The organism is Mesorhizobium sp. U510 (assembly GCF_059180695.1).
Map to the genome: position 1 here is coordinate 2966029 of NZ_CP180532.1, position 23414 is coordinate 2989442.

A 23414-nucleotide genomic window follows, 5' to 3' on the forward strand; every position below is an offset into this window, starting at 1 on the left:
AACTCCCTTTTTTCAAGACAGGTCTCGATCGCCGTGGATATTTTCATCCAGCAAATCCTCAACGGCCTTTCCATCGCCAGCGTCATCACGCTCATCGCTATCGGCGTGACACTGATCTTCGGCCTGACCGGCATCATTAATTTCGCCCATGGCGAATTCCTGATGATCGGCGGCATCGTCACCTGGCTCGCCGTCAGCGCCGGCCTCGGTTTCCCCATTGCTGTGGTGCTGGCGATCCTGGCGGTCGGGCTGATGGGCTATATCCTCGAGCGCGGCCTGTTCCGCTTCACGCTGGAGCGGCCGACCAACGGCTTCATCGTTTCGCTCGGCCTCATCGTCGTGCTGCAGCATGTGGTCGTGCTGTTCTGGAATCCCAACCAGAAGAGCATTCCGCGGCCGCTGACCACGGTGTGGGAGGTCGGCGGCGTGCGCATCGCATCGGTCCGCGTCATGGTCATTCTGATCACCATTGCCGTGGTGGCGCTGAGCTTCCGCATGATCACCGCCAGCCGCTATGGCCGCGCGCTGCGCGCCAGCGTCGAGGACCGCGACACTGCCGCCCTGATGGGCATTCCGGTGCGCCGCTACATCACTGGCGTCTTCGTGCTCGGCAGTGCGCTGGCCGGGCTCGGCGGCGCGCTGCTGATCGCTCTCTTCCCCATCACGCCGTTCACCGGCGGCACAATGGTGATGAAAGGCTTCGCCGTGGCCCTGATCGGCGGGCTTGGCAACATCTATGGCGCCGTCGCCGCTGGCCTCATCCTTGGCATCGTCGAAGGCTTCAGCGCCGGCTACGGCTTCTCGCAATGGACCGACGCCTATTCCTTCGTGCTGATGATCCTGGTGCTGATCGTGCGGCCGCACGGCCTGTTCGGCGGCACCAGCGGACCCCGGATGGCGTCATGAAGACGGGCAACGCGTTGCGGTCGCTGCTGCCGGTGCTGGTCATCCTGGCGCTGATCGCGGCGGTGCCGCTGTTTTCGCCCTCGAACCGCTTCCTGTCGCTGGCGATTTCGGCCGGCACCAACGTCATCGCGCTTTACGGCCTGTCGGTCCTGTTCGGCCAGACCGGCATCCTGTCGATGGGGCATGCGGCGCTGGTCGGTGTCGGTGCCTACGCGGCGGCGATCCTCGCGCGGGACTTCGGCGTCGGCTTCTGGACGGCACTGCCGGTGGCCGCCCTGGCAAGTGCCGTCTTCGCCATGATCGTCGGCATTCCCTCGCTGCGTGTCGGCGGCCATCACTTCGTCATCATGACCTTCGCCTTCGGCCAGCTGCTCGCCATCGTGCTCACCAATGGCGGCGACTATACCGGTGCGGCCACGGGGCTCGACATCGCCGGTCCGGTCACCCTGTTCGGCGCCGACATGAGCGATCTGACGCGCTACTATTTGATGGTGGTGGCTTTCGTCACGGCAGCGGCGGTGGCGAGCTGGGCGATCATCCATTCCTCCTATGGCCGCACGCTGCGCGCCATCCGCGAAAACGAAAAGCTGGCCGCCTCGCTCGGCATCAATGTCGGCCGCCACAAGATCGGCGCCTTCGTCGTCAGCGGCGTCTTTGCCGGCATCTCCGGCGTGCTGTTGGCCTATTTCCTCGGCCACATCTCGCCCTCGCAATTCTCGTCTTTCCCCAGCATCTATCTGGCGCTGATGGTGATGATCGGCGGGGCAAGGCTGATCGAGGGCCCGCTGGCCGGCGGCATCCTCGTCGCCTTCCTGCCGGAAGTGCTCAACCTCGATCCGGTGCAGTCGCGCATCGTCTACGGCGTCTGCCTGATCGCGGTCATCATGCTTTTGCCCGACGGGTTGATCGGTGGCATCGTCCGAGCACTCCGCGTGGCATTTTCGGGCAAGCCGAAACAGGAGGCGGAGCGCGATGCCGCCCCCTCGGAGGCGCGGCAATGAGCCCGATCCTGGCGATCAGCGGCCTCGGCAAGCAGTTCGGCGGCGTCACGGCTCTTGCCGGCGTCGACCTCGCCGTCGAGGAGGGCGAAATCCTCGGTGTCGTCGGCCCGAACGGATCCGGCAAGACCACACTGTTCAACGTCGTCACCGGCGTCCACAAGCCAAGCGGCGGCACGGTGCTGTTTCGCGGGCGCGACATCACCGGTCTGGCGCCGCACGCCATATCGCGGGCGGGCATCGGCTACACCTTCCAGCAGGCCATGGCCTTTGCCGGGCTTGGCGTGCTGGAGAATGTGCAGATCGCCGGCGAGCACAGGCGGGCAGGGGGCGCCGCCAATCCCTGGCCGACGCCGCAGGCGCTGCTCGATTTCGTCGGCTTGAGCGCGCTCGGCGGCGAAAAGGCCGGCGTTCTGCCCTTCGGCAGCCTGCGCCTGCTTGGCCTCGCGCTGGCGCTGGCCACGCGGCCGTCGTTGCTTCTGCTCGATGAGCCGGCCGCCGGCCTCAACGACCGCGAAACCTCTGCCCTTGTCGGCCTTGTTCGCCAGTTGCCGGGCCATGGCATCACGGTCTGCGTCATCGACCACGACATGAAGCTGATGCAGATGCTGTGCCGGCGCCTTGCCGTGCTCGACTTCGGCTCCAAGATCGCCGACGGGCCGACCGAAAAGGTACTTGCCGATCCCAAGGTGCTGGACGTCTACCTCGGAGGCGATCTGTGAACCTGCTCGCCGTCTCCGATGTCGTCACCGGCTATGGGCCGACCATCGTCAACCGCGGCGTCTCGCTGACATTGGCCGAAGGCGAAATCGTCACCATTCTCGGGCCCAACGGCGCCGGCAAATCGACCTTGCTCAAGGCCATCGCCGGGCTGATCAAACCCCGCGCGGGCAACATCGCTTTCGACGGCGCCGACGTCACCGGGTCCGCCGCCGATGTGATGGCGAGACGCGGCGTCGTGCTGGTGCCGGAGGGCAGAAAAATCTTCGTCGATATGACGGTCGAGGAGAATTTGCGCCTCGGCGCCTATGCGCGCCGCGACGAGGCGGCCGTCGAGGCCGACTTCCAGACCATGCTCGCCTTCTTTCCGATCCTCGCCACCAAGCGCCGCGACCGGGGCGGCTCGCTGAGCGGCGGCCAGCAGCAGATGCTGGCGATCGCACGGGGGCTGATGACGCGGCCGCGCGTGCTGCTGCTCGATGAACCGTCGCTCGGCCTGTCGCCGCTGCTGGTCAAGGAGATCAAGGCGATCATTCTGGATATCGGCGCGCGCTTCGGCGCCTCGGTGCTGCTGGTCGAGCAGAATGCCGGCCTGGCGCTCGCCGTCGCCTCGCGCGGCTATCTCATGCAGAACGGCCGTATCGTCGTTTCAGGACCGATCGAGGAACTCAGCGACATGTCGCTGATGCGCGAACTCTATCTCGGCGGTGTGGCTGGGGCACCCGCATGAGCGAGCACTCAGTCGTGGCGGGCCTTGTCGCGCAGATCCTCGAACCGGGCGTAGCTCTTGGCCAGATGGCTGCGCATGGCGCGCCGCGCCGCGTTGACGTCCCGGGCTTCGATCGCCGCGAGGATGGCGCGATGCTCGCGCTGCATGCGCTCGAGATATTTTTCCCGGTCGGCCTCCGTCATCCGGTCGAGCCGCGTCCACTGGCGCGGGATCATGGCGCTGCCGAACGTGTCGAACAGCCGGGTGAAATTGGGGTTCTGGGTCGCCGCCAGAATGGCGCGGTGGAAGCCGAAATCCTCTTCCGAGCCCGATCCGCCGGCACGCACCGCCGCCTCCAGCGCGTCCAGCCGCGAGCCCATCTGCGCCAGCGCCGCCTCGCTGCGCCGCTCGGCGGCAAGGCCGGTCGCCTCGACCTCGATGCCCATGCGCAATTCCAGCACGCGCAGCACCTCGTCGATCGATTCGAGATCGTCGGGCAGGATGGAAAAGGTCCGTGGCAGCGGATCCTTGGCGACGAAGGCGCCGAGGCCCTGACGCGTGGTGATCAGCCCCCGGGCGCGCAACGCTGCGAGAGCTTCGCGCACCACGGTGCGGCTGACGCCGGTGGCGGCGACGATCTCCTGCTCGGTCGGCAGCCTCTGGCCGGGCGCCAGGTCGCCGGACTCGATCTGTGCGATCAGCGTGTTGACGAGCCCGGTCCGCAGGTTGGGCGCCTGCGGTATGGCATCGAAAAGCGTGGTCTCCGCCATCGCGCGGGCTCCGGTCCGGTTCTTCGGCAAAGGCCGATTCTGCTTCGGAAGATTGCATCGACTGGTGCCCGCCGCAAGGTGACGAAAGTTGAGCCCGCCGGCACGGGTACAGGAGGTTTCGCATGAAAGAACGCATTGGCTTCATCGGCCTGGGCGCGATGGGCGCCGGCATGGCCGACAATCTGCTGCGCAAGGGCTGGCCGCTGACCGTTTGCGTGCACCGCAGCCGCACCGCCGCCGAACGCTTGATCGCTGCCGGCGCCACCGAGGCGGTAAGCCCGCGCGACCTTGCCGCCGCCTGCGACATCGTCATTCTGTGCGTCACCGGCTCGCGCGAGGTGGAAATGCTGGTCAAAGGCCCCAATGGCCTTGCCGCGGCCGGCACACCGTTGCTCATCATCGACTGCTCGACCTCCAATCCCTCATCCACGACAGCACTTGCCGCCGAACTCGCAGCACTTGGCGTGACGCTGATCGACGCGCCGCTGGCGCGCACGCCCAAGGAAGCGGCGGAAGGCAAGCTCGACGTCATGGTCGGCGGCGCGGCCGAAGCCGTCGCCCGTGCCCGCCCGGTGCTCGAAGCCTTCGCCGCGCGCATCATCCACACCGGCCCGACCGGCAGCGGCCACACCATGAAGCTGCTCAACAATTTCGTCTCGATGGGCTATTCCGCGATCTATTCGGAAGCGCTGACGCTGGGCGCCAAGGCTGGCCTGACGCCACAGATCTTCAACAGCGTCATATCAGGCAGCCGCATGGATTGCGGCTTCTACCAGGCCTTCTTCGATTTCGTCCTTAACCGCAACGAAAACGCCCAACGCTTCGCCATCGCCAACGCGCTGAAGGACATGACCTATCTCGCGTCGTTCGCCCAGGCGGCGGGCGTTGCGAACCCGGTGGGCGCCGTGGTGCGCAACGGTTTTGCGACGGCGGTCGCCACCGGCCACGGCGAAAAGTTCGTGCCGGCGCTGTCGGATATTGTCGCGGGGCTGAATGGGGTGTCGCTGGTGGAGCTACCGGCGGAATGACGGCAGGGCCGATTATTGCAGCCAATTACCAGCGATCACCCCAGCACGGGCGGAGTAGGATCGTAGCCGATTGACACTATCCCCGGATGCCGGTGGGCGATGGCGAGTATCTGGGTCTCTAGCTCGCAATTATAGGCCATGAGCGCCTTCACGGTCTCAAGCGGACAGTCGTAGCGCGCGATGAGCTTCACGGCTTCCGAATGGAGCTCGGCTTTCGCTTCGTCGTCAAAGTGCATCGTGCCCATAGCGGTCCCTCCTAGCGTGTCGCGCGGCGAGGGGTGGTGAGTGCATCAAGCCGTTCCTGAAGATGCCCGTTGAGCACGATCATTTCCTTGAGCGCCTTCATCACATCGCCCTTGTGGACGGCGATGAAATCCTCGGCGTGAGCCTGGAGAGCGGCCTCCTGGCGACTGTTCAGTGTCACGATGCGGTCCATGGCTAGTACTCCAAACGCTGCATGGCCACAGTGAACAAAAAGGGAACATAGATGTTAAGGGCGAATTGACTTGGCGAGGAACTCTCATTCCTATTTTGCTCATGGCGCACCACCGGGCCGGGCTGGTTGGGATAGATGTCGATGGACGGCTCAAGGTTGCCCAGGATGTCCCGCAGAGTCCGGGTCCATTGGCGGATGGCCTCTTGAGATGTGGTGATGTTATAGAGGTTGCACATGGCCACACTCTGCCGTGAGAGCGAACCGGCGACTAGCCGAAAAATTCGGACGAAATAGCGCCTAGGACGAACCGCTATCCCCCAGCCCGCCCGCGCACAGCCTTCCTCAATCGTGAATGCCGCACCGGAGACGGCACCTCCTGCGCCGGCGCTACCGGCTCCGCCGCCTCCCCATCATGCAATCCCACCCGCAGCGCCGCGCCTGCCAGATGGTCGCGCATGGCCGCTTGCGCGCCTTCGGCGTCGCCGGCACGGATGGCGGACAGGATGCGCTCGTGTTCGCCGAGCGTGATGCGGGCCATATCGTCGGATTTCTGCTGGTTGCCGGCGGCGAGGATGCTCTCGCGCACGCGCTCGGAAACGAAGACCAGGAACTGGCCCATATAGCTGTTGCGCGTCGCTTCGGCGACGGTGCGGTGGAATTCGAGGTCGCTGCGCAGCCAGGCGACGCTGCCATAGGGGGCGGCGCGCATGCCGGCGAGTGCGGCGCCCATCGCGGCGAGATCGGCCTCCGAGCGCCGCTCGGCGGCAAGGGCCGCCGCCTGCACTTCGAGGATGCCGCGCAGCTCGAACAGGTTGCGGAAGGAATTGGCGCGCTGCAGCGCCTCATAGTCGATGGTCAGCACCGTCGGGTTGGTGCTCTCCACCACGAAGGCGCCGCGTCCCTGCTGCGACCAGATGCGGCCCTCCGAGCGCAGCCGCGCGATCGCCTCGCGCACTACGTTGCGGCTCACCCCGAAGGTGGTCGCCAAGGCTTGCTCAGTCGGCAACTGGTCGCCCGGCTTCAAGCGCCCCTGCGCGATCTCGCGCGAGATGGAACTCGCCACCAGAGTGGAGAGGTGTGGACCACGATTGACCTTGTCGAGTTTCAGCGTCATCGCTCACCTATAGTCGACGGCGGATGTGGACGCCAGAATGCGGCCATTGCTCAGGATATGGCTGGGATCGAACGCGTCCTTGATGCCCGCGGCGAGGTCCAGCGTCACCGGGTCGATGCGTTCGAGGAACGCCTTCTGCTTGACCCGGCCGATGCCGTGCTCGGCGCTGATCGAGCCGCCATAGCGGTCGACGACGGCGAAGATCTCGGCTTCCGCCTCCTCGAACAGATGCTCGATCGCGTCCGCGCCCATGCCTTCCGGTGGCACCACATTGAGATGGATGTTGCCGTCGCCGACATGGCCGTAGGTGACGGCCAGCGCGTCCGGGCGCGCCCGCTGCAATTCGAAGAGCGCGTCGGTGACGAAATCGGCGAGCTTCGAGATCGGGACCGAAACGTCGGTGCGCAGATAGCGGCCGCCGCGGCCCTGCCGCTCGACCATGATCTCGCGGTAGAGCCACAGGCGCTCGCCTTGCGCCCGCGTCGATGCGACGAGGCCGTCCTCGACGATATCGGCGGCGCCGCCGAGGAACCCCAGCAGCATGGCGGACAGGTCGATCAGCCCGCCGGAGGAAACCTCGATCAGCACATAGGCCGGGTAGGGCTTGTCGAGCGGGTCGGCAAAATCCTTGCCCTCGCGCATGGTGATCTCGATGCCGCCGCGCAGGATCAGCTCGAAGGCGGTAAGAAGGTCGCTGCAATCGCGCCGGGCGCGGGCATAGAGCGCCATCGCGTCCTCGACGGAGCGCAGGCCGACCAGTGCGGTCTCGATCTGCGTCGGCTTGGGAAACAGCTTCAGCGCGGCCGCGGTGACGATGCCGAGCGTGCCTTCCGAGCCGATGAAGATCTGCTTGAGGTCGTAGCCGCGATTGTCCTTGCGCAGCACCTTCAGCCCGTTCCAGATGCGGCCGTCGGCCAGCACCACTTCGAGCCCGAGCACAAGGTCCCGCGTCATGCCGTAGCGCAGCACGTTGAAGCCGCCGGCATTGGTGGCGACGTTGCCGCCGATGCGGCAGCTGCCCTGCGCGCCGAAGGTGATCGGCAGCAGGCAGTCGTTCTCTTCCGCCGCGCGCTTGGCGTCCTCGAGGATGCAGCCGGCCTCGACCACCATGGCGAAGTCGATCGGGCTGATCGAGCGGATCCGGTTCATGCGCTCCAATGAGATGACGATCTCACCGCCATCGGCAGCTACTGCGGCACCGACGAGGCCGGTCAGGCCGCCTTGCGGCACGACCGCAATGCGCTCGGCATGGCAGAACCGCATCAGCGCCGACATCTCCTCGACCGTGGACGGCCGCGCCACCGCCAGCGGCCGGCCGAAATGGTCGCCGGACCAGTCGCGGCTGTAGCGCGCCAGGTCCTCGTCCGCCGTCAGCAGCCCGCCATCAGGCAGCACGCCGGCAAGGGCTGCGATCAGCGATGCGGAGGAGGGCGGCACGGCATTCATGAATTGACTCTGCACCCCTGGGGAAAACGACTGGACAACCACCGTTCTTGTCGTGTTATCATACAACCCTGATTTAGAACATCAAGCGAGGTCATGTTCCAACCAGCTGTTTGATGTGGATGGTCAGACCAGCAAATCCCTGAATTCGGAGGACTTTCCCAATGAGCGACGCCCCGGGCTTTCGCTATATGCACACCATGATCAGGGTGCTCGACCTCGACAAGTCGATCGCCTTCTACACTGAGGTTCTCGGCATGACCTTGCTGCGCCGTGACGACTATCCCGGCGGCAAGTTCACCAACGCCTTTGTCGGCTATGGGCCGGAAGACAAGGAGGCCGTCGTCGAGCTGACTTTGAACTGGGGCAGGGAAGAGCCCTATGAGATCGGCACCGGCTTCGGCCACCTGGCGCTCGGCGTCAACGACATCTACGCCGTCTGCGCCGAGCTCGAAAAGCGCGGCGCCAAGATCCCGCGCAAGCCCGGGCCGATGCAGCACGGCACCACGCACATCGCCTTCGTCGAAGACCCTGACGGCTACAAGATCGAGTTGATCGGCCTCGACACGATGTGACCCGAGCAAGCGGGGTCGCATCGGGCTTGTGATGCGACCCCGTCCTGTCCGCGCTGGCTTGGGAGGCGGTGCGGATCGATCTGTCACTTGATGACCGCGATCTTGCTGCGGTCGATGGTGATGGCGACGGCGGCGATGAGCACCGCGCCGAACACCATGTTTTCCAGGAAGATGTTGACGCCGACAAAGGTCATGCCGATGCGCACGATCGAGATGATCAGCGCGCCGACTGCCGTGCGGGCAACACCGCCCAGCCCGCCGGTGATCGCGGTGCCGCCGACGATGACGGCGGCGATGGCCGGCAGCAAAAGCTGGTTGGCAAGCACCGGCGAGCCGCTCGACAGCCGTGCTGCCAGCACCACGCCGGCGACAGCGGCCAGCATGCCGGAAGCGGCGAAAGCGATGATCTTGGTGCGGTCGACATTGATGCCTGCCGCCCATGCGGCCGGCTCGCCGGCGCCGACCGCGATCGCCTGGCGGCCAAAACGCGTGTAGCGGAGCGCCAGAAAGGCGGCGATGCCGATGACCGCCGAAATCAGCACCACCACGGGCACGCCGGCAACCGCGGCGTTGATCCAGGCGGTGTTTTCTCGGCCACTTTCCTCAATGGTGATGGCGCGGCCGTTGGAGACCCAGAGCGCAAGGCCGGTCACCACGCCGCCGGTGGCGAGCGTCGCCACGAAGGACGGGACGCGCAGCTTGACATGGACGATGCCGCTCAGCGTGCCGAAGGCAAGGCCCGACAGGATCGCCACCGGGAAGGCGGCAAGGCCGAGCGAGGGCAGCAATTGCGCCAGGATGACGCTGGCCAGCGAGGCCACGGCCTGGATCGACAGGTCGATGCCGCCGAGCAGGATGGCGAAGGTGACGCCGGTCGCCAGGATGAACAGTACGGCGGTGTTGGCAAACAGCAGCGACACGGTCTCGCCGGTCAGGAAGCCGGGCGCGGCGATCTCGATGATCAGCAGAAGCGCGACAAGCAGGACCAGCGGAATGGCGCCTTGCGTCCATTTGCCTTCGAACATCTGTCGGATGGACGTTTCGTTCATCGGCTCACACCATTGCTCGCAGCAAATCGACCTGGTTCGGCTTCTTGCCCGGGCTGGCGTCGAAGCGCGCGGTGATCTCGCCGTCGCGCATCACCAGCACCTGGTGCGACAGGCCGATCGTCTCTTCCAGCGTGTCGGAGATCAAAAGGATCGCCACGCCTTGCGCGGAGAGATCGCGCACCAGTTCGTAGACTTCCTCCTTGGCGCCGACATCGAGGCCGCGCGTCGGGTGGTCGAGCACCAGGATGCGCGAGCCGGCCGTCATCCAGCGCGCCAGCACCACCTTCTGCTGGTTGCCGCCGCTGAGCTTGCGGCAGGCTGCATCGGGGCCGGGCGCCTTGATGCGCAGCCGTTTGATCCAGTCGGCGGCCAGCCGGCGCTCCTTGCCATAGTCGATGGCGCCATGGCGCATGACGCTGGAGAGATCGGCGAGCGAGATGTTTTCCGCGATCGACAAGAACATCACCAGCCCTTCGAGCCTGCGCTCGCGCGGCACATAGCCGATACCCTTGCGCACCGCCGGTTCCGGTGAGGCGAAGCGCACCATGTCGCCGGCGATCTTCATCTCGCCGGCATCATGCTGCAGGAAGCCGCCTATGGTGCGCGTGACCTCCTCGCGGCCGGAGCCGACGACGCCGGCAATGCCGACGATTTCGCCGGCCCTGATATTGAGGTCGACGCCGTGATAGGCGCCGTTGGCGCCCAATCCCTTGGCCTCGACCATGACCGTGTCGCGCGGCGCAAGCTGGCGGGCCTCGCGGTAATATTCCGCCTGCAGGCCGCGCCCGACCATGATCTCGTGCAGCTCCGGCGCCGTGACCTCGGCCGCGCGGTGTTTGGCAACGACCGCGCCGTCCTTCATCGTGTAGACGCGGTCGGAAATCGCCAGCACCTCGTCAAGACGGTGCGAGACGAAGACGAAGCTGGCGCGCGATTTGAGCGAACGCACGCGCGCGAACAGCACCTCGATATCGGCGGCGTTGAGCACCGAGGTCGGTTCGTCGAGCAGGATGAGCAACTGCCGTTCGACCACTTCCTCCAAGGTTAGCGCCTTGGCCAGCTCGACCATCTGGCGCGCCGCGAAGGTGAGTTCGGAGGTGCGCGCCGTGACATCGATGTCGATGCCGATCTTGGCCAACTGGCGGCGCGCCGCCGCGTTCATGGCGCGCCAGTTGACGAGGCCGAAGCGAGTGAAGCGGTCTTCCTCGCCGAGATAGATGTTTTCGGCGACCGTCAGATTGAGCACCAGCGACTGTTCCTGGAACACCATGCCGATGCCATGCCTGGCCGCGTCGCGTGGGCTGCGCATGCGAAGCTGTTCGCCGTCCAGCGTCAGGCTGCCGCCGTCAGGCCGGTAGCTGCCGGCCAGCACGCGCATCAGCGTCGATTTGCCGGCGCCGTTCTCGCCGATCAGGCCGACCACTTCGTTGGGCCGCACTTCGATCGAGACATCGCGCAGCGCCTGGACGCCGGGAAAGTTCTTGATGATGCCGGACGCGTTCAGCATGGCGCTCACTTGACGATCCTGAGGCGCACACGGTCGAGCGACAGCGCTACCGCGGCGATGATCATCAGCCCCTGCACCGTCTGCTGGATATAGGGCGAGATGCCGAGCAGGATCATGCCGTTGGCAAGCACGGTGACGATCAAGACGCCGATCAGCGTGTTGACGACGCCGCCTTCGCCGCCGGTCAGCGCCGTACCGCCGACGACGACGGCTGTGACCGCAGCAAACAGCCTGCCGTCGCCGATGACCGCATGCGATTGGCCAAGCTGCGCGGCGGCAAGTACGCCTGATACCCCGAAGAAGAAACCGGCGAGCGCAAAGGCGGTGATGCGCACGCGGGTCACGTTCACTCCGGAGAGCTTGGCCACATCCTCGTCACCGCCGATCGCCAATATGTGGCGGCCGAGCTTGGTGTGATACTGGATGATTGCGGCGAGCAGGAAAGCCCCGAACGCGACCCAGACCGCCACTGGCAAGCCAAGGAAACGGTGCAACGCCAGGTCGCGGATCGAGGCGTCGTTGAGCCGGATCGCCGAGCCGCCCAGCATATAGACCGACAGGCCAAGGCCGATGAACCACATACCGAGCGTCGCCATGAAGGAGGGGATGCGCAGCATGGTCTGGATGAGCCCGCTGACGAAACCCATTGCGGTGCCGGCGACCACGGCGGCGAGCACCGCCCACCAGCCATAATCGTTGCCGTTCGCGTCATTGGCGGCGAGCAGCACCACAACCATGGCCGACACCGACAGGGTGCCCTCGACCGAGAGGTCGATGCTGCCCATCAGGATGATGAAGGTCAGCCCCATCGCCAGCGTCAGCGGCACGGCGGCCGAGTTGGCAAGCCGCACCAGATTGCGCAGCTCGATGAAGTTGGGATTGGCGATGGCGATCAGTACGCAGAGCACGATCAGTACCGCCAGCGGCGCCAGGCTGCGCCAGCGCCTGCCACCGAACACAGCGGCGATACGGCCGGGGATCAATGTCATAAGCGTTGTCCGCTCGATGTCCGAAACGGACTTCAGGGGTTCTGTATGGATTGTCAAGAAACCGCTTCCCGTCTGCTGAAAAGGGGAGCGGGCCGCCAGGGAGCAGCGGCCCGCCCGGCGGTCAGGTGCGGATGGCTCCGGTCACCCGGCCCCACAGATCGTTCCAGTCGATCTCCGGTTTGGCGTCGACATTGGTCTTGTAATATTCCTCGACATTGTCGTGCGAGATCAGCACCGCCTTGCCGTAGAATTCACGGTGTTCCGGCGGTTCCTTGGTCGGATCGAACTTGCCGATCTTTGCGTTGTAGCCGATGGCGAGACCCATGCCGCCTTGCCAGAACGGATCGGAGGTGACGGTGCAGGCGAATTCGCCGGTGCGCACCGCATCAACCGCCGTCTTGATGCCGTCGACGCCGACGATCGGCACCTTGCCAGCGAGGTTTTCGGCGCGCAGCGCTTCGAGCGCGCCGGAGCCCATGTCGTCATTGGCGGCCCAGATGCCCTTGATGTCGTCGCCGAAGCGGGTGAGCAGGTTGCCCATCAGGTCGAAGGCCTCGGTCGATTTCCAGTTGGCGACCTGGAAGTCGAGCAGCTTGATGTCAGGATTGGCGGCCAGCGCCGCGTCGAGGCCCTTCTTGCGTTCGATCGCCGCCGTGGTCGAGATCAGGCCGCCGAGCGCGACGATGCCGCCCTTGCCGCCAATGGTCTTGAACAGGATCTCGGCAATGGTCTTGCCGCTTGCGATGCCGTCGAACTCGATGTGCGAGACATAGTTCGGGTTGAAGTCCTTCGGATGCAGATCCGCCGGCTTGTTCCACTGCGTCACGACATAGGCGCCGGCCTTGGCGCAGGCTTCGACGATAGGGCGCGCATCCGGCGTGTCGTTGGGATCGGAATTGAGCACCATGTTGCCGCCAGTCTTTGCCAGCATCGCCTTGATGTCGGCGATGCCTTTCTCGCTGTTGCCTTCCGAGACCAGCGTGACATGTTCGAGCCCGGCCCATTTGGCGTAGGCCTCGGCCCCGGTCTTCCACACTGCGTGATAGGGGTTTGAGAGCGAGCGGATCGACGTCACCAGCGTCGGCTTTTCCTGGGCGCGTAAGACCCTCGGCATGGCGAGCGCCGCCACGCCGGCGGTGGCGCCAATCATCAGCGTCCGGCGGCTGACCGAAAGCGTAAAATCTGTCCTGTCCTTCATATTCAAACCTCCCGATTGAAATCTGTTTCCCGCCCGGCGGCATGCGCGGGGAGCGCGGCCGGGCCTCCGATCGATGGATTGCCAAGCTCCTCTACTTGTACGACAACCCTTCAACACGATAACCATACCCTTTCTCTTGACGCGGCACAAGCGACTTGAGATCGTTGCGCAGAGCAGAGCAGGGCGATGATTTCGCGCTGCCAAGGGAGTGAGAATGTCTGACTACATCATCGTCGGCGGCGGCTCGGCCGGCTGCATTCTGGCCGCCAGGCTGAGCGAGGATCCGGACGTTTCCGTCACCTTGCTCGAAGCCGGCCCGCCTGACACCGATCGCTACATCCATCTGCCGGTCGGCTTCTTCAAGATGACGTCGGGGCCGCTGATCTGGGGCTATGATACCGCCCCCGGCAAGGCGATCGACGGCCGCACCATGGTCTATCCGCAGGCGCGCGTGCTGGGGGGCGGCTCCTCGATCAATGCCCAGGTGTTCACGCGCGGTTGCCCGCAGGATTACGACGGCTGGGCGGCTGATGATGACTGTACGGGATGGAGCTACGCCGAGGTGCTGCCCTACTTCATCCGCTCCGAGGGCAACGACACCTTCGCGGGTCGTGAGCACGGCATCGATGGCCCGCTCGGCGTTTCCAGCGGCGCCCCGCATCCGCTGACCCGGGTGTTCGTCAAGGCGGCGCAGCAGGCGGGTCTTCCGTTCAGGGCCGATTTCAATGCTGGCGAGCAGGCAGGCACCGGCTTCTATCAGACGACGACGCGTCAGGGGAAACGCTCAAGCACCGCCGTCGCCTATCTCAAGCCCGCACTTGGCCGTCGGAATTTGACGCTGCGCACCGACGCCACGGTCAGCCGCATCGTCGTCGAGAACGGCCGCGCCATCGGCGTCGAGGTCATCGTCAAGGACCGCACCGAACTCTTGCGCGCCGAGCGTGAGGTGATCGTCACCGCCGGCGCCATCGGCTCGCCGAAACTGCTGATGCTGTCCGGCATCGGCCCGGCCGCGCATCTCGGCGCGCACGGTATCAAGGTGGTCCGCGATCTCGCCGGCGTTGGCCAGAACCTGCACGATCACATGGATGTCGACGTCGTCGCCGAGCTCAACGGACCGCATGGCATCGATCGCTACAAGAAGAAGCGTTGGCAGGCCGTCGCGGGCCTCGAATATGCGCTGTTCGGCAAGGGGCCGGTGGCCTCCAACATCGTCGAAGCCGGCGGTTTCTGGTGGGGCGACCGCGCGCAGAAAACGCCCGACATCCAGTTCCATTTCCTGCCCGGCGCCGGCGTCGAGGAAGGCATCGGCTCGGTTCCCGGCGGCAATGGCTGCACACTGAATTCCTACCATGTGCGCCCCCGCTCGCGCGGTAGCGTCACGCTGCGCTCGGCGGACCTGCGCAATGCGCCGGTCATCGACCCCAACCCCTTCGCCGAGCGCTACGATCTCGAGCGCGCCATCGACGGCATCGAGATCAGCCGCGAGATCCTGTCGCAGCCGGCTTTTTCAAAATACATCAGCCGCGAGCATCTTCCAGGCGCGGCCATGCAGGGACGCGCCGCACTCGAAGCCTTCGCCCGCGAACATGGGCGCAGCGCCTATCATCCGGTCGGCTCGTGCCGGATGGGCGGCGATGCCGGGAGCGTCGTCGATCCCGAGCTTCGTGTGCGCGGGTTGCAAGGCCTGCGTGTCTGCGACAGCTCGGTGATGCCAAGCATTGTGTCGTCCAACACCAACGCCGCGGTCATCATGATTGCCGAGAAGGCGGCGGATCTAATCGCCGGGCGCGGCCCTCTGCCTGCGGCGACGGCCTAGTCGTCAAACATCTCACGCGGCGGAAAGTCGGTGCGGCTGTAGTCCGCCACGATGAACTTGCCACCCTGGTAGCGCTCGACCACGGGATTGTCCGTCACCTTGCCGCGCACGCGTTCGGCCTGGTCGTCTGAACTGTCGAGCGGGGTCCAGCCGATCTTGTCCCTGGCATCATGCCGCCAGAAACCGCGGCTGTTATTGGACTGGCCCCAGATGACGGAGCAATCGACCCGCTCCGCCGCTGCGCAACGCTCGATCAGCCGTACGAAATCGTCATGCGAAATCCAGGTCGACAGGATGCGTTCGTCCGGCACCTCGGGCAGCACCGAGCCGATGCGGATCAGCACGCTTTCCACCGCATGCTTGTCGAAGTAGAGCCGCGCCAGCATCTCGCCATAGGCCTTCGACAGGCCGTAATAGCCGTCGGGCCTGAGCAGGCAGTCCTGATCGAGGATCTGCGTCCGCTCGTAGAGGCCGACCGCATGGACCGAAGACGGGAAGACCACGCGCGCCTTCTGGCTGCGTGCCGCCTCGTAGATGTGGAAGCTGCCGCGAAAATTGGGGCCAAGCACGGTCTCGAAGGATTGCTCGGTGGAGATGCCGCCGAAATGCAGGATCAGGCCGCAACCCTCCGCCAGATCGTTCACCGCCTGCTGATCCTCGAGATCGGCGATGGTGAAGCTTGCGTTTGGCGGCAGCGGGATCGGTAACGGCACGACATCGGTGAGCCGCAAGGTCCAGCCCAGCGCCGCCAGCCGGACTGAGAGCAGGCGCCCGATCGTGCCGGAGGCTCCGGTCAACAGGACCGGTTTGTCGGTCAGCATCACATCCAGTCCTTTCGCTGAGACCGCGGACATGTTCGCGCTGATATGGCAAGGCGAATGAAGACTGGTCGTGGCGAGCATTCCGCAAATGTCATCATATCACCGTATAAATAATCGGTTGCCAAGGACGGCGGTTCGTTTATTGCTTGGTGGCGATGAAACGTTCCTTTGGCCTTCCCCCGCAGATCAGCCGCACGGCGCAGGTTGCCGACTGGTTTGCGCGCGAAATACGTGCCGGCCATATGACGAGCGGCGAGAAACTGCCGACCGAGCAGGAACTGATCGCGCAATTCGGTGTCAGCCGCACGGTGATCCGAGAAGCCATGGCTTCTCTTCGATCGGAAGGGCTCGTCGTCAGCCGCCAGGGTTCTGGCGTGTTCGTCGCCGACCATCAGGCCAACACCACGTTTCGCATCGTCTCCGACGAGCTGCACTCGCTGACCGAAGTCGAGAACGTGCTGCAGCTCCGGCTGGCGGTGGAACAGGAAGCCGCCGGAATCGCCGCCGAGAAACGCAGCGACGACGACCTTGCCCGCATGCGCGACTGCCTCGACGCCATCGATGCCTCGATCGCGGCGGGAGAGAGCGCCATCGAGCCGGATTTTGCCTTCCATCGGGCGATCGCCTCGGCCACCGGCAATCCCTATTTCGAACGCTTCATGCATTTTCTCGGCCCCGTCGTCATTCCACGCCAGCTGATGCGTCCGCGCGACGAAACGCCGGAGCAGCGGCGGCACTATCTGGAACAGGTCCAGATGGAGCACCGCCGCATCTATCAGGCCATCGAGCGGCAGAATGTCGAAGCCGCCCGCTTCACCTTGCGCGAGCATCTGGAGGCTGGCCGGGAACGCTATCGCCGCATGGTCGACGGTTCGGCCCGATCGTAGCGCGCCGTCAACTCGGGTCTTCGATCCACTCCAGCAAATCATCCCGTCCTACGCCAGCTCCGCGACCGGCATCTCGCAGGACTGCATGAGATCAGCGAGCTGCCGCTCCTCATCATCAGTCAGGTCGAGAAGCGGCGACCTGACCGGGCCGCAATCGATGCCGGCGATGCGCGCACCGGCCTTGACGATCGACACGGCATAGCCGGCGCGTCGGTTGCGGATGGCGAGGTAGGGCAGGAAGAACGAGCGGATGAGGTCGTCGACTTCCGTCTTGTGGCCGGCGCGCAGCGCATTGAAGAAGCGCAGCGCAATCGCGGGCGCGAAATTGTAGATGGCCGACGAATAGGTCGTCGTGCCGATGGCGGCCGCCGCACTCGCATGGACCTCGGCCGTCGGCATGCCGCCGATAAAGACCAGCCGGTCGCCCATTCGGTAGCGCGTGGCGGTGAGTAACTCGATGTCGCCGACGCCGTCCTTGAAGCCGATCAAATTAGGGCAATCCTGAGCCACACGCTCGAGCGTCTCGGGTGTCAGAATGGCATTGTCCCTGTTATAGGCGATCACGCCGATGCCGACCGAGCGGCAGATGGCGGTCAGGTGCCGGCGCAGGCCCTCCTGCTCCGACTTGACCAGATAGGGGGGCAGCACCAGCAACCCGTCGGCGCCATTGGCCTCGGCGGCCTTGGCGAACTCGACCGCCATATGCGTGCCGTAGCCGACGCCGGCCAGCAGCGGCAAATGATCAGGCACCTCGTCAGACGCCGCCCGCACGACGCGCTTGTATTCCTCGAGCGTCAGCGAAAAGAATTCGCCCGTGCCGCCGGCGGCGAACAGCCCGCTGGCGCCGGCAGCGCCTTGGCTGGCGACATGGGCGCGGTAGCCGCCTTCGTTGAAGCCGCCGTCATCATCGAAGAAGGTCAGCGGAAAGGACAGCAGCCCGCGGCCAAGGGATCTGGTCAGTTCGGTGGGTGAGAACGTCAAAACGAATACTCCGTGCGAGGGGCCGGGCCGATGGTGGTCGTGCCGGCGGGGATTGGTTCAGCCGCGAGGCAGGTTCATACGAGGCCCGGCCGCACTTCAGCCGCGGCGGCGTCGATCGCCTTGCGGCCGAGGCCCGATTTGACGATGCGGATCAGCTCCTCCTCGCTGGTGTCGGCGGTGGACGCGTCCAGCGCGACCTCGCCCGAATGCAGGAAGTTGATGCGGTCGCAGACTTCGAAGATCTGGTTGTAGTTATGGACGATCAGGATCACCGAGACCTGGCGCTGCTGGCGCAAATTCTGGATCAGGCCCAGCACATGCGCGCTCTCGCGCACGCCCAGTGCCGCCAGCGGTTCGTCAAGCACCAGGATCTTCGGTGACGAATAGATCGAGCGGGCGACCGCGATGCACTGGCGCTGCCCGCCCGACAGGAGATCGACTGTGCTGTTGACGCTGGGGATCGAGATGCCGAGCGTATCGAGATAGAGCTGCGCCTGTTCGCGCATCTTCCTGTTGTCCAGCAGGTTCAGGCCAAGGAAGCGCTTGTGGTACTCGCGGCCCAGAAACATATTGTGAAAGACGCTGAGGTCGCCGATCAGAGCCAGGTCCTGATAGACGGTTTCGATGCCTTGGGCGCGCGCATCGCGCGGCGAGGCGAAACGCACCTCCTTACCTTGCGAGACGATCGTGCCGGTATCGGGCTGGTGGAAGCCGGACAGGATCTTGATCAGCGTCGATTTACCGGCGCCATTATCGCCGACCAGCGCCAGGACTTCACCCTGGCGCAATTTTATCGAGACGTCGACGAGGGCGGTGACCGCGCCGAAACTCTTGGAGATGTTGGACATCTCCAGCACGACGGGCGAATCCTTGCTGAGGGGCGGAATATCTTGCGTGTTCATACGCGCCTCCGTGTGCGCAGGCGGTCGACCTGGATTGAGAGGATCATGGCGGCGATGATGGCGGCGCCGAGATAGATGTCGGATACGGTGGCCTGCGCGCCGATCATCACCAGGCCGTTGTTGAGCGAGGCGACGACAAAGGCGCCGATCAGCGCACCGATGACCGTGCCGGAGCCGCCCAGCAGCGAGGTGCCGCCGATGACCGCCGCGGCGATCGCCTGCAAGGTGAGGAACGGGCTGCCGGCCTGCGGATCAGCCGAGGTGAACTGCGCGGTGTTGATGATGCCGGCGAAGGCGGCGAAGCCGCCGGCGATCATGAAATTGTAGATCTTCATGCGGTCGGTGCGCACGCCGATCTCACGCGCGCCGATGATGTTGGAGCCCGTCGCGATGGTGTGCAGACCGAAGGTGGTGCGGTTCAGAACCAGCGCCAGCACCAGCACCAGCACCGCCGCCCACAGGAAGGGCGTGAAGGCGGTGATGCCATGCCAGGACAAGAGCGCATCCGATGGCTGGTAGAGGCTCTGTCCGAAGATGGCGTTGAAGGGTTGCTCGACCGGCGCCACGATCGGCTGGCTGTTGTAGATTGAGACGACGATGCCTTGCAGGAAGAACAGCATGCCGACGGTGGTGATCAGCGACGGCACCTTGAAGCGCACGGTGATGATCCCGTTGATGGCGCCGACCAATATGCCGATCAGCACGCCGATCAGCGCGCCGACGGCCAGCGGCACGCCATAGGTGACCGACAGCAGAGCCATGACATAGGGGGCGATCGAGAAGATGGCGCTGAGCGACAGGTCGATCTCGCCGGTGATCATCAGCATGACTTCCGCCGCGGCGATCAGGCCGAGCCGGCCGGTGTCGCGCAGCACCACGCTCATGAATTGCGGCGACAGGAAGCCGCCATCGCTGCCGAACTGGAAATAGATGACCAGCACGATGGCGACGACGGCGATGCTGGCCTCGCGATAGCGCGAAAGCAGGATCAGCAGCCTTTCCGTCATCGTGTGCGGGACCTTGACACCGGTCTTCTTCGCGGGCTTGGTTTCTGTGGGCGGCACTCTTGTCTTCCTGATTTCGAACTTTGGGCGAAGAAGAGGATTTGCGATGAGGCGAAAGCAGCCAGGTCGGCAGCCGGCGCCGCCCCGCCACATCATGCGAAATGATGCGGCGAGGGCAGGCGTTTCACAGGGTTGACCGTGTCAGGTCGGCTCGACGTCGCTGCGGCCCTCGAAGCGCGATTTGCCGACATAGGCGTCGACATTGTCCTTCGTCACATAGGCCTGGCTGGTGTCGCTGTTGGCCGGGCCGACGAGACCGCCGGAGAGCTTGTAGAGGTACATCTGCTGCACCGGCAGGAAGCCCTGCAGATAGGCCTGCTGGTCGGTGGTGAAGTTGACGTCGCCGGCCTTGATGAAGTCCAGCGTCTGCGGGAACAGGTCGAAGCCGGCCACCGCGCCGCCTCCCTTCACCAGGCCGTATTTGTTGGACACGAAACCGCAGGCATAGGTGTCGGAACCGCCGGTGCCGAACAGGCCGTTGACGTTTTTGTGGCTGAGATAATAGCTCTCGACGCGCGAGATTTCGGTTGCCGGATCCGGACCGGTGTTGACGACATCGTAGGTGACGCCGCTGTTACTGTCCTTGATCGCCTGGATGTAGCCGTCGAGACGCGGCTGCGTGTTCAGCGAGCCGGGCACGCCGATCGACAGCATGACATGGCCGCCCTTGGGAATCAGCTTCAGCCACTTCAGCGCCGAGTTGTAGCCGGACTGATAGAGCGGCTGGCCGACATAGGAGAGCCGCTTGTTGGGGCTGCCGACCGGCACGTCGGCGTTGAAGGCGACAACCGGGATACCCGCCTGCGCGGCCATGTCGGTGGCGGCGTCGAAGGCCGTCGGATCGACCAGGCACACCGCGATGCCGTCCGATTTCTGCGCGATCGCCGTCTGCATGGCGCTGACCATTTCGGAGACGACGTTCTTCTGCGAACCTGTCCACTGATAGCTGCAGCCGAAAGCCGCGCAGGCATCCTGGATGCCGTAGACCGTTGGCGTGAAGAACTGGTCGAGCGTCACGTGGCAGACGAAGTGGAATTTGTAGGGCTTCTTCGGCAGGCCGGGCGATGAATCGGCTGCTCGTGCGGCACTGATGCCGCCGGCCAGACCTGCACCTGCCAGTCCGCTGGCGAGGCCTGCGGCACCGAGGCCGAGCTTCCCGGCCAGTGCGAAGGCACTGCGCCGGCTGATGCCGGCATTCACCATCTCCATCAGATTTTTCGTCTCGTCGTCCATGCGTTCCTCCCTTGTCGCTTTGTAGGCATCGCCACATTTGTCATCTGGTTACATTGTTATATGACAACTTTTGTGTCAATGCTTTTTCGCCGCCGAGTTCAGGACGGCCCTCTGCGGCCTATGGCGCGAAGGCGGCCTTCTGGGCGGCACAAATGGACGATCAGGGATTACAGGAAGAGAAAATGGCTGAAATCGAATTCAGGGCTGTTAGCAAGGGCGGCCTGAAGGTGACGACGATCGGGCTCGGTGGCACGGGGCTCGGCAACATGTACCGCGCCGTCGACACCGATGCGGCGGTGAAGACTGTGCAGGCGGCCTATGACAATGGCATCCGCTATTTCGACACCGCACCTGTCTATGGCTTTGGCGTCAGCGAGACGCGTCTGGGCCTTGCCATCAAGTCGCTGCCCCGCGCGGACATCGTCATCTCGTCGAAGATCGGCTACGACCTCGTGCCGATCCCGCCCGAAGAATTGAAGCCGGCGCTGTGGGACCAGCCCGGCTCCTTCCGCGCCGAGTTCGACTATTCGCGCGATGCGGTGATGCGTTCGCTCGAGGGCACGCTGAAGCGGCTGGACACCGACTATGTCGACATGGTTTCGATCCACGATCCCGACGAGGCCATTCATTTCGGCCCCGGCGAGGATCCCTATGCCCGGAGCCGCTTCCGGGAAGCCATGGACGGCGCCTATCCAGCGCTCGACGAACTGCGCTCGCAAGGCGTCATCAAGGCGGTCGGCGTCGGCATCAACCAATGGCAGATGCTGTCCGATTTCGTCGTTGCCGGCGCCTTCGATTATTTCCTGCTCGCCGGCCGCTACACGTTGCTCGAACAGGAGCCACTGGCGAACCTGCTGCCGCTCTGTGAACAGCGCGGCACGAGGATCATTATCGGCGGCCCCTACAATTCCGGCATCCTGGCGACGGGCGCGGTCAAGGGCGCGACCTTCAACACCAGGCCGGCTCCCGAGCCGGTGCTCGAACGCGTCCGCCGCATCGAGGCGGTGTGCGCCAGCCACAAGGTTTCGCTGCCGGCGGCGGCGCTGCAGTTCCCGCTCGGCCATCCCCTGGTGTCGAGTGTCATCCCGGGCGCCCGCTCTGCCGAGGAATTGAGGCAGAATCTGGCCTATCTGCGCGAGGATATTCCGTCGGAGCTATGGGCTGATCTCAAGCAAGCCGGATTGGTTGCGGCCGCTGCACCGACCTCTTGAGCGCCCGCCGATGACCTGAAGAATGGACGCTGGATCAGCTCACCGTCTCACGGAAAAGGCGAACTGCTCTAAGTCTTTTGTTTTGCTCTGGTAGCGGAGAAGTGGCACTGAAGCGAGGCCGCGAGGAGGCATCTCGATAAACCGCATCCAACGTTTCTGTCGCGGGGAATAGCGAGCGATGCACAAGCCTCGGCGAGCGGACGGCACTGTGGAACCAGTCCTGGGGAAAGCACAGCGAACGCGTCTTATGGCACGGGCGGATGTGGTTCTCCTCGGTCAGCCCGCCATCCAGCCGCCGTCGACCATCAGGTTGATGCCGGTGACGTAGCTTGCCATGTCGCTGGCAAGGAACAGTGCGGCACCTGCCACGTCATTCGGATGCCCGAGCCGCGGCCAAGGCGTGCGGCGGTGTGAATAGTCGAGCGCGCCAGGGTCGTTGGCAACGCCTGGCTTGCCGGTGATGATCTTGCCGGGTGCGATGGCATTGCAGACGATCAGGTCGTCGGCGTGGTCAACAGCGATCTGCCGTGTCATCTGCACGATGCCGCCCTTGCTCACCGAATAGGGGAAGTCGCCCGGGCAGGCCACCATGCCATGCTGCGAGGAGATGTTGATGATACGGCCGCGCACGTCGTTGACCGGCGCCTGGGCGAGCATCTGTATCACCGCCCGTTTCGAGCAGTAGAAGAATCCGGTCAGGTTGACGCCGATGACGCGCTGCCATTGTTCCGGCGTGGTGTCGATCAGATTGGTGCTGGTGTAGATCGCGGCGTTGTTGACCATCACGTCGAGCCGTCCGAACTGCGTGACCGTCGCACCGACCAGCCCATCGACGGCGCTCCAGTCGGAGATGTCGGTCCGGATGTAAACGGCAGCTCCGCCGGCCGAGCGGATCAACTCCACGGTGCTCTCACCGCCCTCGATCGGCTGCTCGACCGTGTCGGCGATGACGACGTTCGCGCCCTCGGCCGCGAATTTCAGCGCGATCGCGCGGCCGATGCCGGAACTGCCTCCGGTGACGATGGCGGTCTTGTCTGTGAGCAGGGGCATGGTC

General features: G+C 64.8%; 24 protein-coding genes and 1 pseudogene. 9 read left to right on the top strand and 16 right to left on the bottom strand.

Annotation, left to right across the window (positions count from 1 at the left end; translation table 11 throughout):
- The first annotated feature begins 33 nt into the window (after positions 1-33).
- From ACLGL5_RS15845 to ACLGL5_RS15860, 4 genes are read left to right on the top strand one after another with little or no spacing between them, the layout of a single operon-like run.
- Positions 34-906 (top strand): branched-chain amino acid ABC transporter permease, encoded by an 873-nt coding sequence (locus ACLGL5_RS15845; RefSeq protein WP_019856603.1) that lies wholly within the window; start codon positions 34-36, stop codon positions 904-906.
- A complete protein-coding gene (locus ACLGL5_RS15850) occupies positions 903-1907 on the top strand; it encodes a branched-chain amino acid ABC transporter permease (protein WP_064983458.1) in 1005 nt (334 codons plus the stop codon). Before ACLGL5_RS15845 ends, ACLGL5_RS15850 begins: the two co-directional genes overlap by 4 nt.
- Positions 1904-2626, top strand: coding sequence for an ABC transporter ATP-binding protein (locus ACLGL5_RS15855; protein WP_019856605.1), 723 nt, complete (start codon positions 1904-1906; stop codon positions 2624-2626). Before ACLGL5_RS15850 ends, ACLGL5_RS15855 begins: the two co-directional genes overlap by 4 nt.
- Positions 2623-3354, top strand: a complete 732-nt coding sequence (locus tag ACLGL5_RS15860; protein ID WP_083246656.1) for an ABC transporter ATP-binding protein — start codon at positions 2623-2625, stop codon at positions 3352-3354. The genes ACLGL5_RS15855 and ACLGL5_RS15860 overlap by 4 nt, the downstream gene beginning before the upstream one ends.
- Positions 3355-3362: 8 nt before the next feature.
- Here the strand turns inward: ACLGL5_RS15860 and ACLGL5_RS15865 are convergent, their stop codons facing one another.
- Entirely contained in the window at positions 3363-4103 is a 741-nt protein-coding gene (locus ACLGL5_RS15865; RefSeq protein WP_019856607.1) for a FadR/GntR family transcriptional regulator, read from the bottom strand.
- Positions 4104-4225: 122 nt separating this feature from the next.
- Between ACLGL5_RS15865 and ACLGL5_RS15870 the strand changes: the two genes are divergently transcribed.
- Positions 4226-5131: an NAD(P)-dependent oxidoreductase gene (locus ACLGL5_RS15870; RefSeq protein ID WP_069091509.1), complete on the top strand. Its 906-nt coding sequence runs from the start codon at positions 4226-4228 to the stop codon at positions 5129-5131.
- Between the two features lie 35 nt (positions 5132-5166).
- On the opposite strand, the gene ACLGL5_RS15875 is transcribed toward ACLGL5_RS15870, so the two are convergent.
- The 5 genes and pseudogenes from ACLGL5_RS15875 to ACLGL5_RS15895 all read right to left on the bottom strand — a co-directional run bounded on the left by ACLGL5_RS15875 (position 5167) and on the right by ACLGL5_RS15895 (position 8127).
- Positions 5167-5376 (bottom strand): hypothetical protein, encoded by a 210-nt coding sequence (locus ACLGL5_RS15875; RefSeq protein ID WP_069091510.1) that lies wholly within the window; start codon positions 5374-5376, stop codon positions 5167-5169.
- A gap of 11 nt (positions 5377-5387) precedes the next feature.
- Positions 5388-5567 carry a hypothetical protein gene (locus tag ACLGL5_RS15880; protein WP_019856610.1) on the bottom strand — a complete coding sequence of 60 codons (180 nt, stop codon included), beginning with the start codon at positions 5565-5567 and terminating at the stop codon, positions 5388-5390.
- 101 nt (positions 5568-5668) lie between these two features.
- Positions 5669-5803 (bottom strand): annotated as a pseudogene (locus ACLGL5_RS15885) (SOS response-associated peptidase); the annotation flags it as partial.
- A 74-nt stretch (positions 5804-5877) separates the two neighbouring features.
- Positions 5878-6681 carry a FadR/GntR family transcriptional regulator gene (locus ACLGL5_RS15890; protein ID WP_494372934.1) on the bottom strand — a complete coding sequence of 268 codons (804 nt, stop codon included), beginning with the start codon at positions 6679-6681 and terminating at the stop codon, positions 5878-5880.
- Between the two features lie 3 nt (positions 6682-6684).
- Positions 6685-8127, bottom strand: a complete 1443-nt coding sequence (locus tag ACLGL5_RS15895) for an FAD-binding oxidoreductase (protein ID WP_069091513.1) — start codon at positions 8125-8127, stop codon at positions 6685-6687.
- Between the two features lie 161 nt (positions 8128-8288).
- On the opposite strand from ACLGL5_RS15895, the gene gloA reads away from it, so the two are divergent.
- Positions 8289-8699, top strand: a complete 411-nt coding sequence (gene gloA, locus ACLGL5_RS15900; RefSeq protein WP_019856614.1) for a lactoylglutathione lyase — start codon at positions 8289-8291, stop codon at positions 8697-8699.
- 83 nt (positions 8700-8782) lie between these two features.
- Here the strand turns inward: gloA and ACLGL5_RS15905 are convergent, their stop codons facing one another.
- From ACLGL5_RS15905 to ACLGL5_RS15920, 4 genes are all read right to left on the bottom strand, one after another.
- Entirely contained in the window at positions 8783-9748 is a 966-nt protein-coding gene (locus ACLGL5_RS15905; RefSeq protein WP_019856615.1) for an ABC transporter permease, read from the bottom strand.
- 4 nt (positions 9749-9752) lie between these two features.
- Entirely contained in the window at positions 9753-11255 is a 1503-nt protein-coding gene (locus ACLGL5_RS15910; RefSeq protein WP_069093337.1) for a sugar ABC transporter ATP-binding protein, read from the bottom strand.
- 5 nt (positions 11256-11260) lie between these two features.
- Complete coding sequence (locus ACLGL5_RS15915; RefSeq protein ID WP_019856617.1) at positions 11261-12244, bottom strand: ABC transporter permease; 984 nt, start codon at positions 12242-12244, stop codon at positions 11261-11263.
- 121 nt (positions 12245-12365) lie between these two features.
- The gene (locus ACLGL5_RS15920) at positions 12366-13442 is read right to left on the bottom strand and encodes a sugar ABC transporter substrate-binding protein (RefSeq protein WP_069091514.1); all 1077 of its coding nucleotides are present in this window, start codon (positions 13440-13442) and stop codon (positions 12366-12368) included.
- 214 nt (positions 13443-13656) lie between these two features.
- Here ACLGL5_RS15920 and ACLGL5_RS15925 point away from each other — a divergent pair, with 214 nt between their 5' ends.
- Positions 13657-15261, top strand: a complete 1605-nt coding sequence (locus ACLGL5_RS15925; RefSeq protein WP_064983448.1) for a GMC family oxidoreductase — start codon at positions 13657-13659, stop codon at positions 15259-15261.
- Here ACLGL5_RS15925 and ACLGL5_RS15930 read toward each other — a convergent pair.
- A complete protein-coding gene (locus ACLGL5_RS15930; protein ID WP_245307096.1) occupies positions 15258-16082 on the bottom strand; it encodes an NAD-dependent epimerase/dehydratase family protein in 825 nt (274 codons plus the stop codon). The two genes, ACLGL5_RS15925 and ACLGL5_RS15930, sit on opposite strands and share 4 nt — an antisense overlap.
- Positions 16083-16237: 155 nt before the next feature.
- On the opposite strand from ACLGL5_RS15930, the gene ACLGL5_RS15935 reads away from it, so the two are divergent.
- On the top strand, positions 16238-16969 hold the full coding sequence (locus ACLGL5_RS15935; protein WP_069091515.1) for a FadR/GntR family transcriptional regulator: 732 nt from the start codon (positions 16238-16240) through the stop codon (positions 16967-16969).
- Positions 16970-17017: 48 nt separating this feature from the next.
- Here the strand turns inward: ACLGL5_RS15935 and kdgD are convergent, their stop codons facing one another.
- From kdgD to ACLGL5_RS15955, 4 genes are all read right to left on the bottom strand, one after another.
- Entirely contained in the window at positions 17018-17950 is a 933-nt protein-coding gene (gene kdgD / locus ACLGL5_RS15940; RefSeq protein WP_069091516.1) for a 5-dehydro-4-deoxyglucarate dehydratase, read from the bottom strand.
- Positions 17951-18024: 74 nt separating this feature from the next.
- On the bottom strand, positions 18025-18852 hold the full coding sequence (locus tag ACLGL5_RS15945) for an ATP-binding cassette domain-containing protein (protein WP_019856623.1): 828 nt from the start codon (positions 18850-18852) through the stop codon (positions 18025-18027).
- Positions 18849-19916: an ABC transporter permease gene (locus ACLGL5_RS15950; RefSeq protein ID WP_051112817.1), complete on the bottom strand. Its 1068-nt coding sequence runs from the start codon at positions 19914-19916 to the stop codon at positions 18849-18851. Before ACLGL5_RS15950 ends, ACLGL5_RS15945 begins: the two co-directional genes overlap by 4 nt.
- A gap of 141 nt (positions 19917-20057) precedes the next feature.
- Entirely contained in the window at positions 20058-21149 is a 1092-nt protein-coding gene (locus ACLGL5_RS15955; protein ID WP_069091517.1) for a sugar ABC transporter substrate-binding protein, read from the bottom strand.
- Between the two features lie 182 nt (positions 21150-21331).
- Here ACLGL5_RS15955 and ACLGL5_RS15960 point away from each other — a divergent pair, with 182 nt between their 5' ends.
- Positions 21332-22360 carry an aldo/keto reductase gene (locus tag ACLGL5_RS15960; RefSeq protein WP_069091518.1) on the top strand — a complete coding sequence of 343 codons (1029 nt, stop codon included), beginning with the start codon at positions 21332-21334 and terminating at the stop codon, positions 22358-22360.
- Between the two features lie 276 nt (positions 22361-22636).
- Here the strand turns inward: ACLGL5_RS15960 and ACLGL5_RS15965 are convergent, their stop codons facing one another.
- Entirely contained in the window at positions 22637-23410 is a 774-nt protein-coding gene (locus ACLGL5_RS15965; RefSeq protein WP_069091519.1) for an SDR family NAD(P)-dependent oxidoreductase, read from the bottom strand.
- Positions 23411-23414: the final 4 nt, after the last annotated feature.

Excerpts from the sequence above, each read along its gene's own strand:
- ACLGL5_RS15905 (WP_019856615.1), bottom strand. The coding sequence starts at position 9,748 with ATGAACGAAACGTCCATCCGACAGATGTTCGAAGGCAAATGGACGCAA.
- ACLGL5_RS15895 (WP_069091513.1), bottom strand. The coding sequence starts at position 8,127 with ATGAATGCCGTGCCGCCCTCCTCCGCATCGCTGATCGCAGCCCTTGCC.
- ACLGL5_RS15855 (WP_019856605.1), top strand. The coding sequence starts at position 1,904 with ATGAGCCCGATCCTGGCGATCAGCGGCCTCGGCAAGCAGTTCGGCGGC.
- ACLGL5_RS15930 (WP_245307096.1), bottom strand. The coding sequence starts at position 16,082 with ATGCTGACCGACAAACCGGTCCTGTTGACCGGAGCCTCCGGCACGATC.
- ACLGL5_RS15965 (WP_069091519.1), bottom strand. The coding sequence starts at position 23,410 with ATGCCCCTGCTCACAGACAAGACCGCCATCGTCACCGGAGGCAGTTCC.
- ACLGL5_RS15880 (WP_019856610.1), bottom strand. The coding sequence starts at position 5,567 with ATGGACCGCATCGTGACACTGAACAGTCGCCAGGAGGCCGCTCTCCAG.
- ACLGL5_RS15875 (WP_069091510.1), bottom strand. The coding sequence starts at position 5,376 with ATGGGCACGATGCACTTTGACGACGAAGCGAAAGCCGAGCTCCATTCG.
- ACLGL5_RS15850 (WP_064983458.1), top strand. The coding sequence starts at position 903 with ATGAAGACGGGCAACGCGTTGCGGTCGCTGCTGCCGGTGCTGGTCATC.
- ACLGL5_RS15870 (WP_069091509.1), top strand. The coding sequence starts at position 4,226 with ATGAAAGAACGCATTGGCTTCATCGGCCTGGGCGCGATGGGCGCCGGC.
- ACLGL5_RS15955 (WP_069091517.1), bottom strand. The coding sequence starts at position 21,149 with ATGGACGACGAGACGAAAAATCTGATGGAGATGGTGAATGCCGGCATC.
- ACLGL5_RS15945 (WP_019856623.1), bottom strand. The coding sequence starts at position 18,852 with ATGAACACGCAAGATATTCCGCCCCTCAGCAAGGATTCGCCCGTCGTG.
- ACLGL5_RS15925 (WP_064983448.1), top strand. The coding sequence starts at position 13,657 with ATGTCTGACTACATCATCGTCGGCGGCGGCTCGGCCGGCTGCATTCTG.
- ACLGL5_RS15920 (WP_069091514.1), bottom strand. The coding sequence starts at position 13,442 with ATGAAGGACAGGACAGATTTTACGCTTTCGGTCAGCCGCCGGACGCTG.
- ACLGL5_RS15865 (WP_019856607.1), bottom strand. The coding sequence starts at position 4,103 with ATGGCGGAGACCACGCTTTTCGATGCCATACCGCAGGCGCCCAACCTG.
- ACLGL5_RS15910 (WP_069093337.1), bottom strand. The coding sequence starts at position 11,255 with ATGCTGAACGCGTCCGGCATCATCAAGAACTTTCCCGGCGTCCAGGCG.
- ACLGL5_RS15890 (WP_494372934.1), bottom strand. The coding sequence starts at position 6,681 with ATGACGCTGAAACTCGACAAGGTCAATCGTGGTCCACACCTCTCCACT.
- ACLGL5_RS15960 (WP_069091518.1), top strand. The coding sequence starts at position 21,332 with ATGGCTGAAATCGAATTCAGGGCTGTTAGCAAGGGCGGCCTGAAGGTG.
- gloA (WP_019856614.1), top strand. The coding sequence starts at position 8,289 with ATGAGCGACGCCCCGGGCTTTCGCTATATGCACACCATGATCAGGGTG.
- ACLGL5_RS15915 (WP_019856617.1), bottom strand. The coding sequence starts at position 12,244 with ATGACATTGATCCCCGGCCGTATCGCCGCTGTGTTCGGTGGCAGGCGC.
- ACLGL5_RS15935 (WP_069091515.1), top strand. The coding sequence starts at position 16,238 with ATGAAACGTTCCTTTGGCCTTCCCCCGCAGATCAGCCGCACGGCGCAG.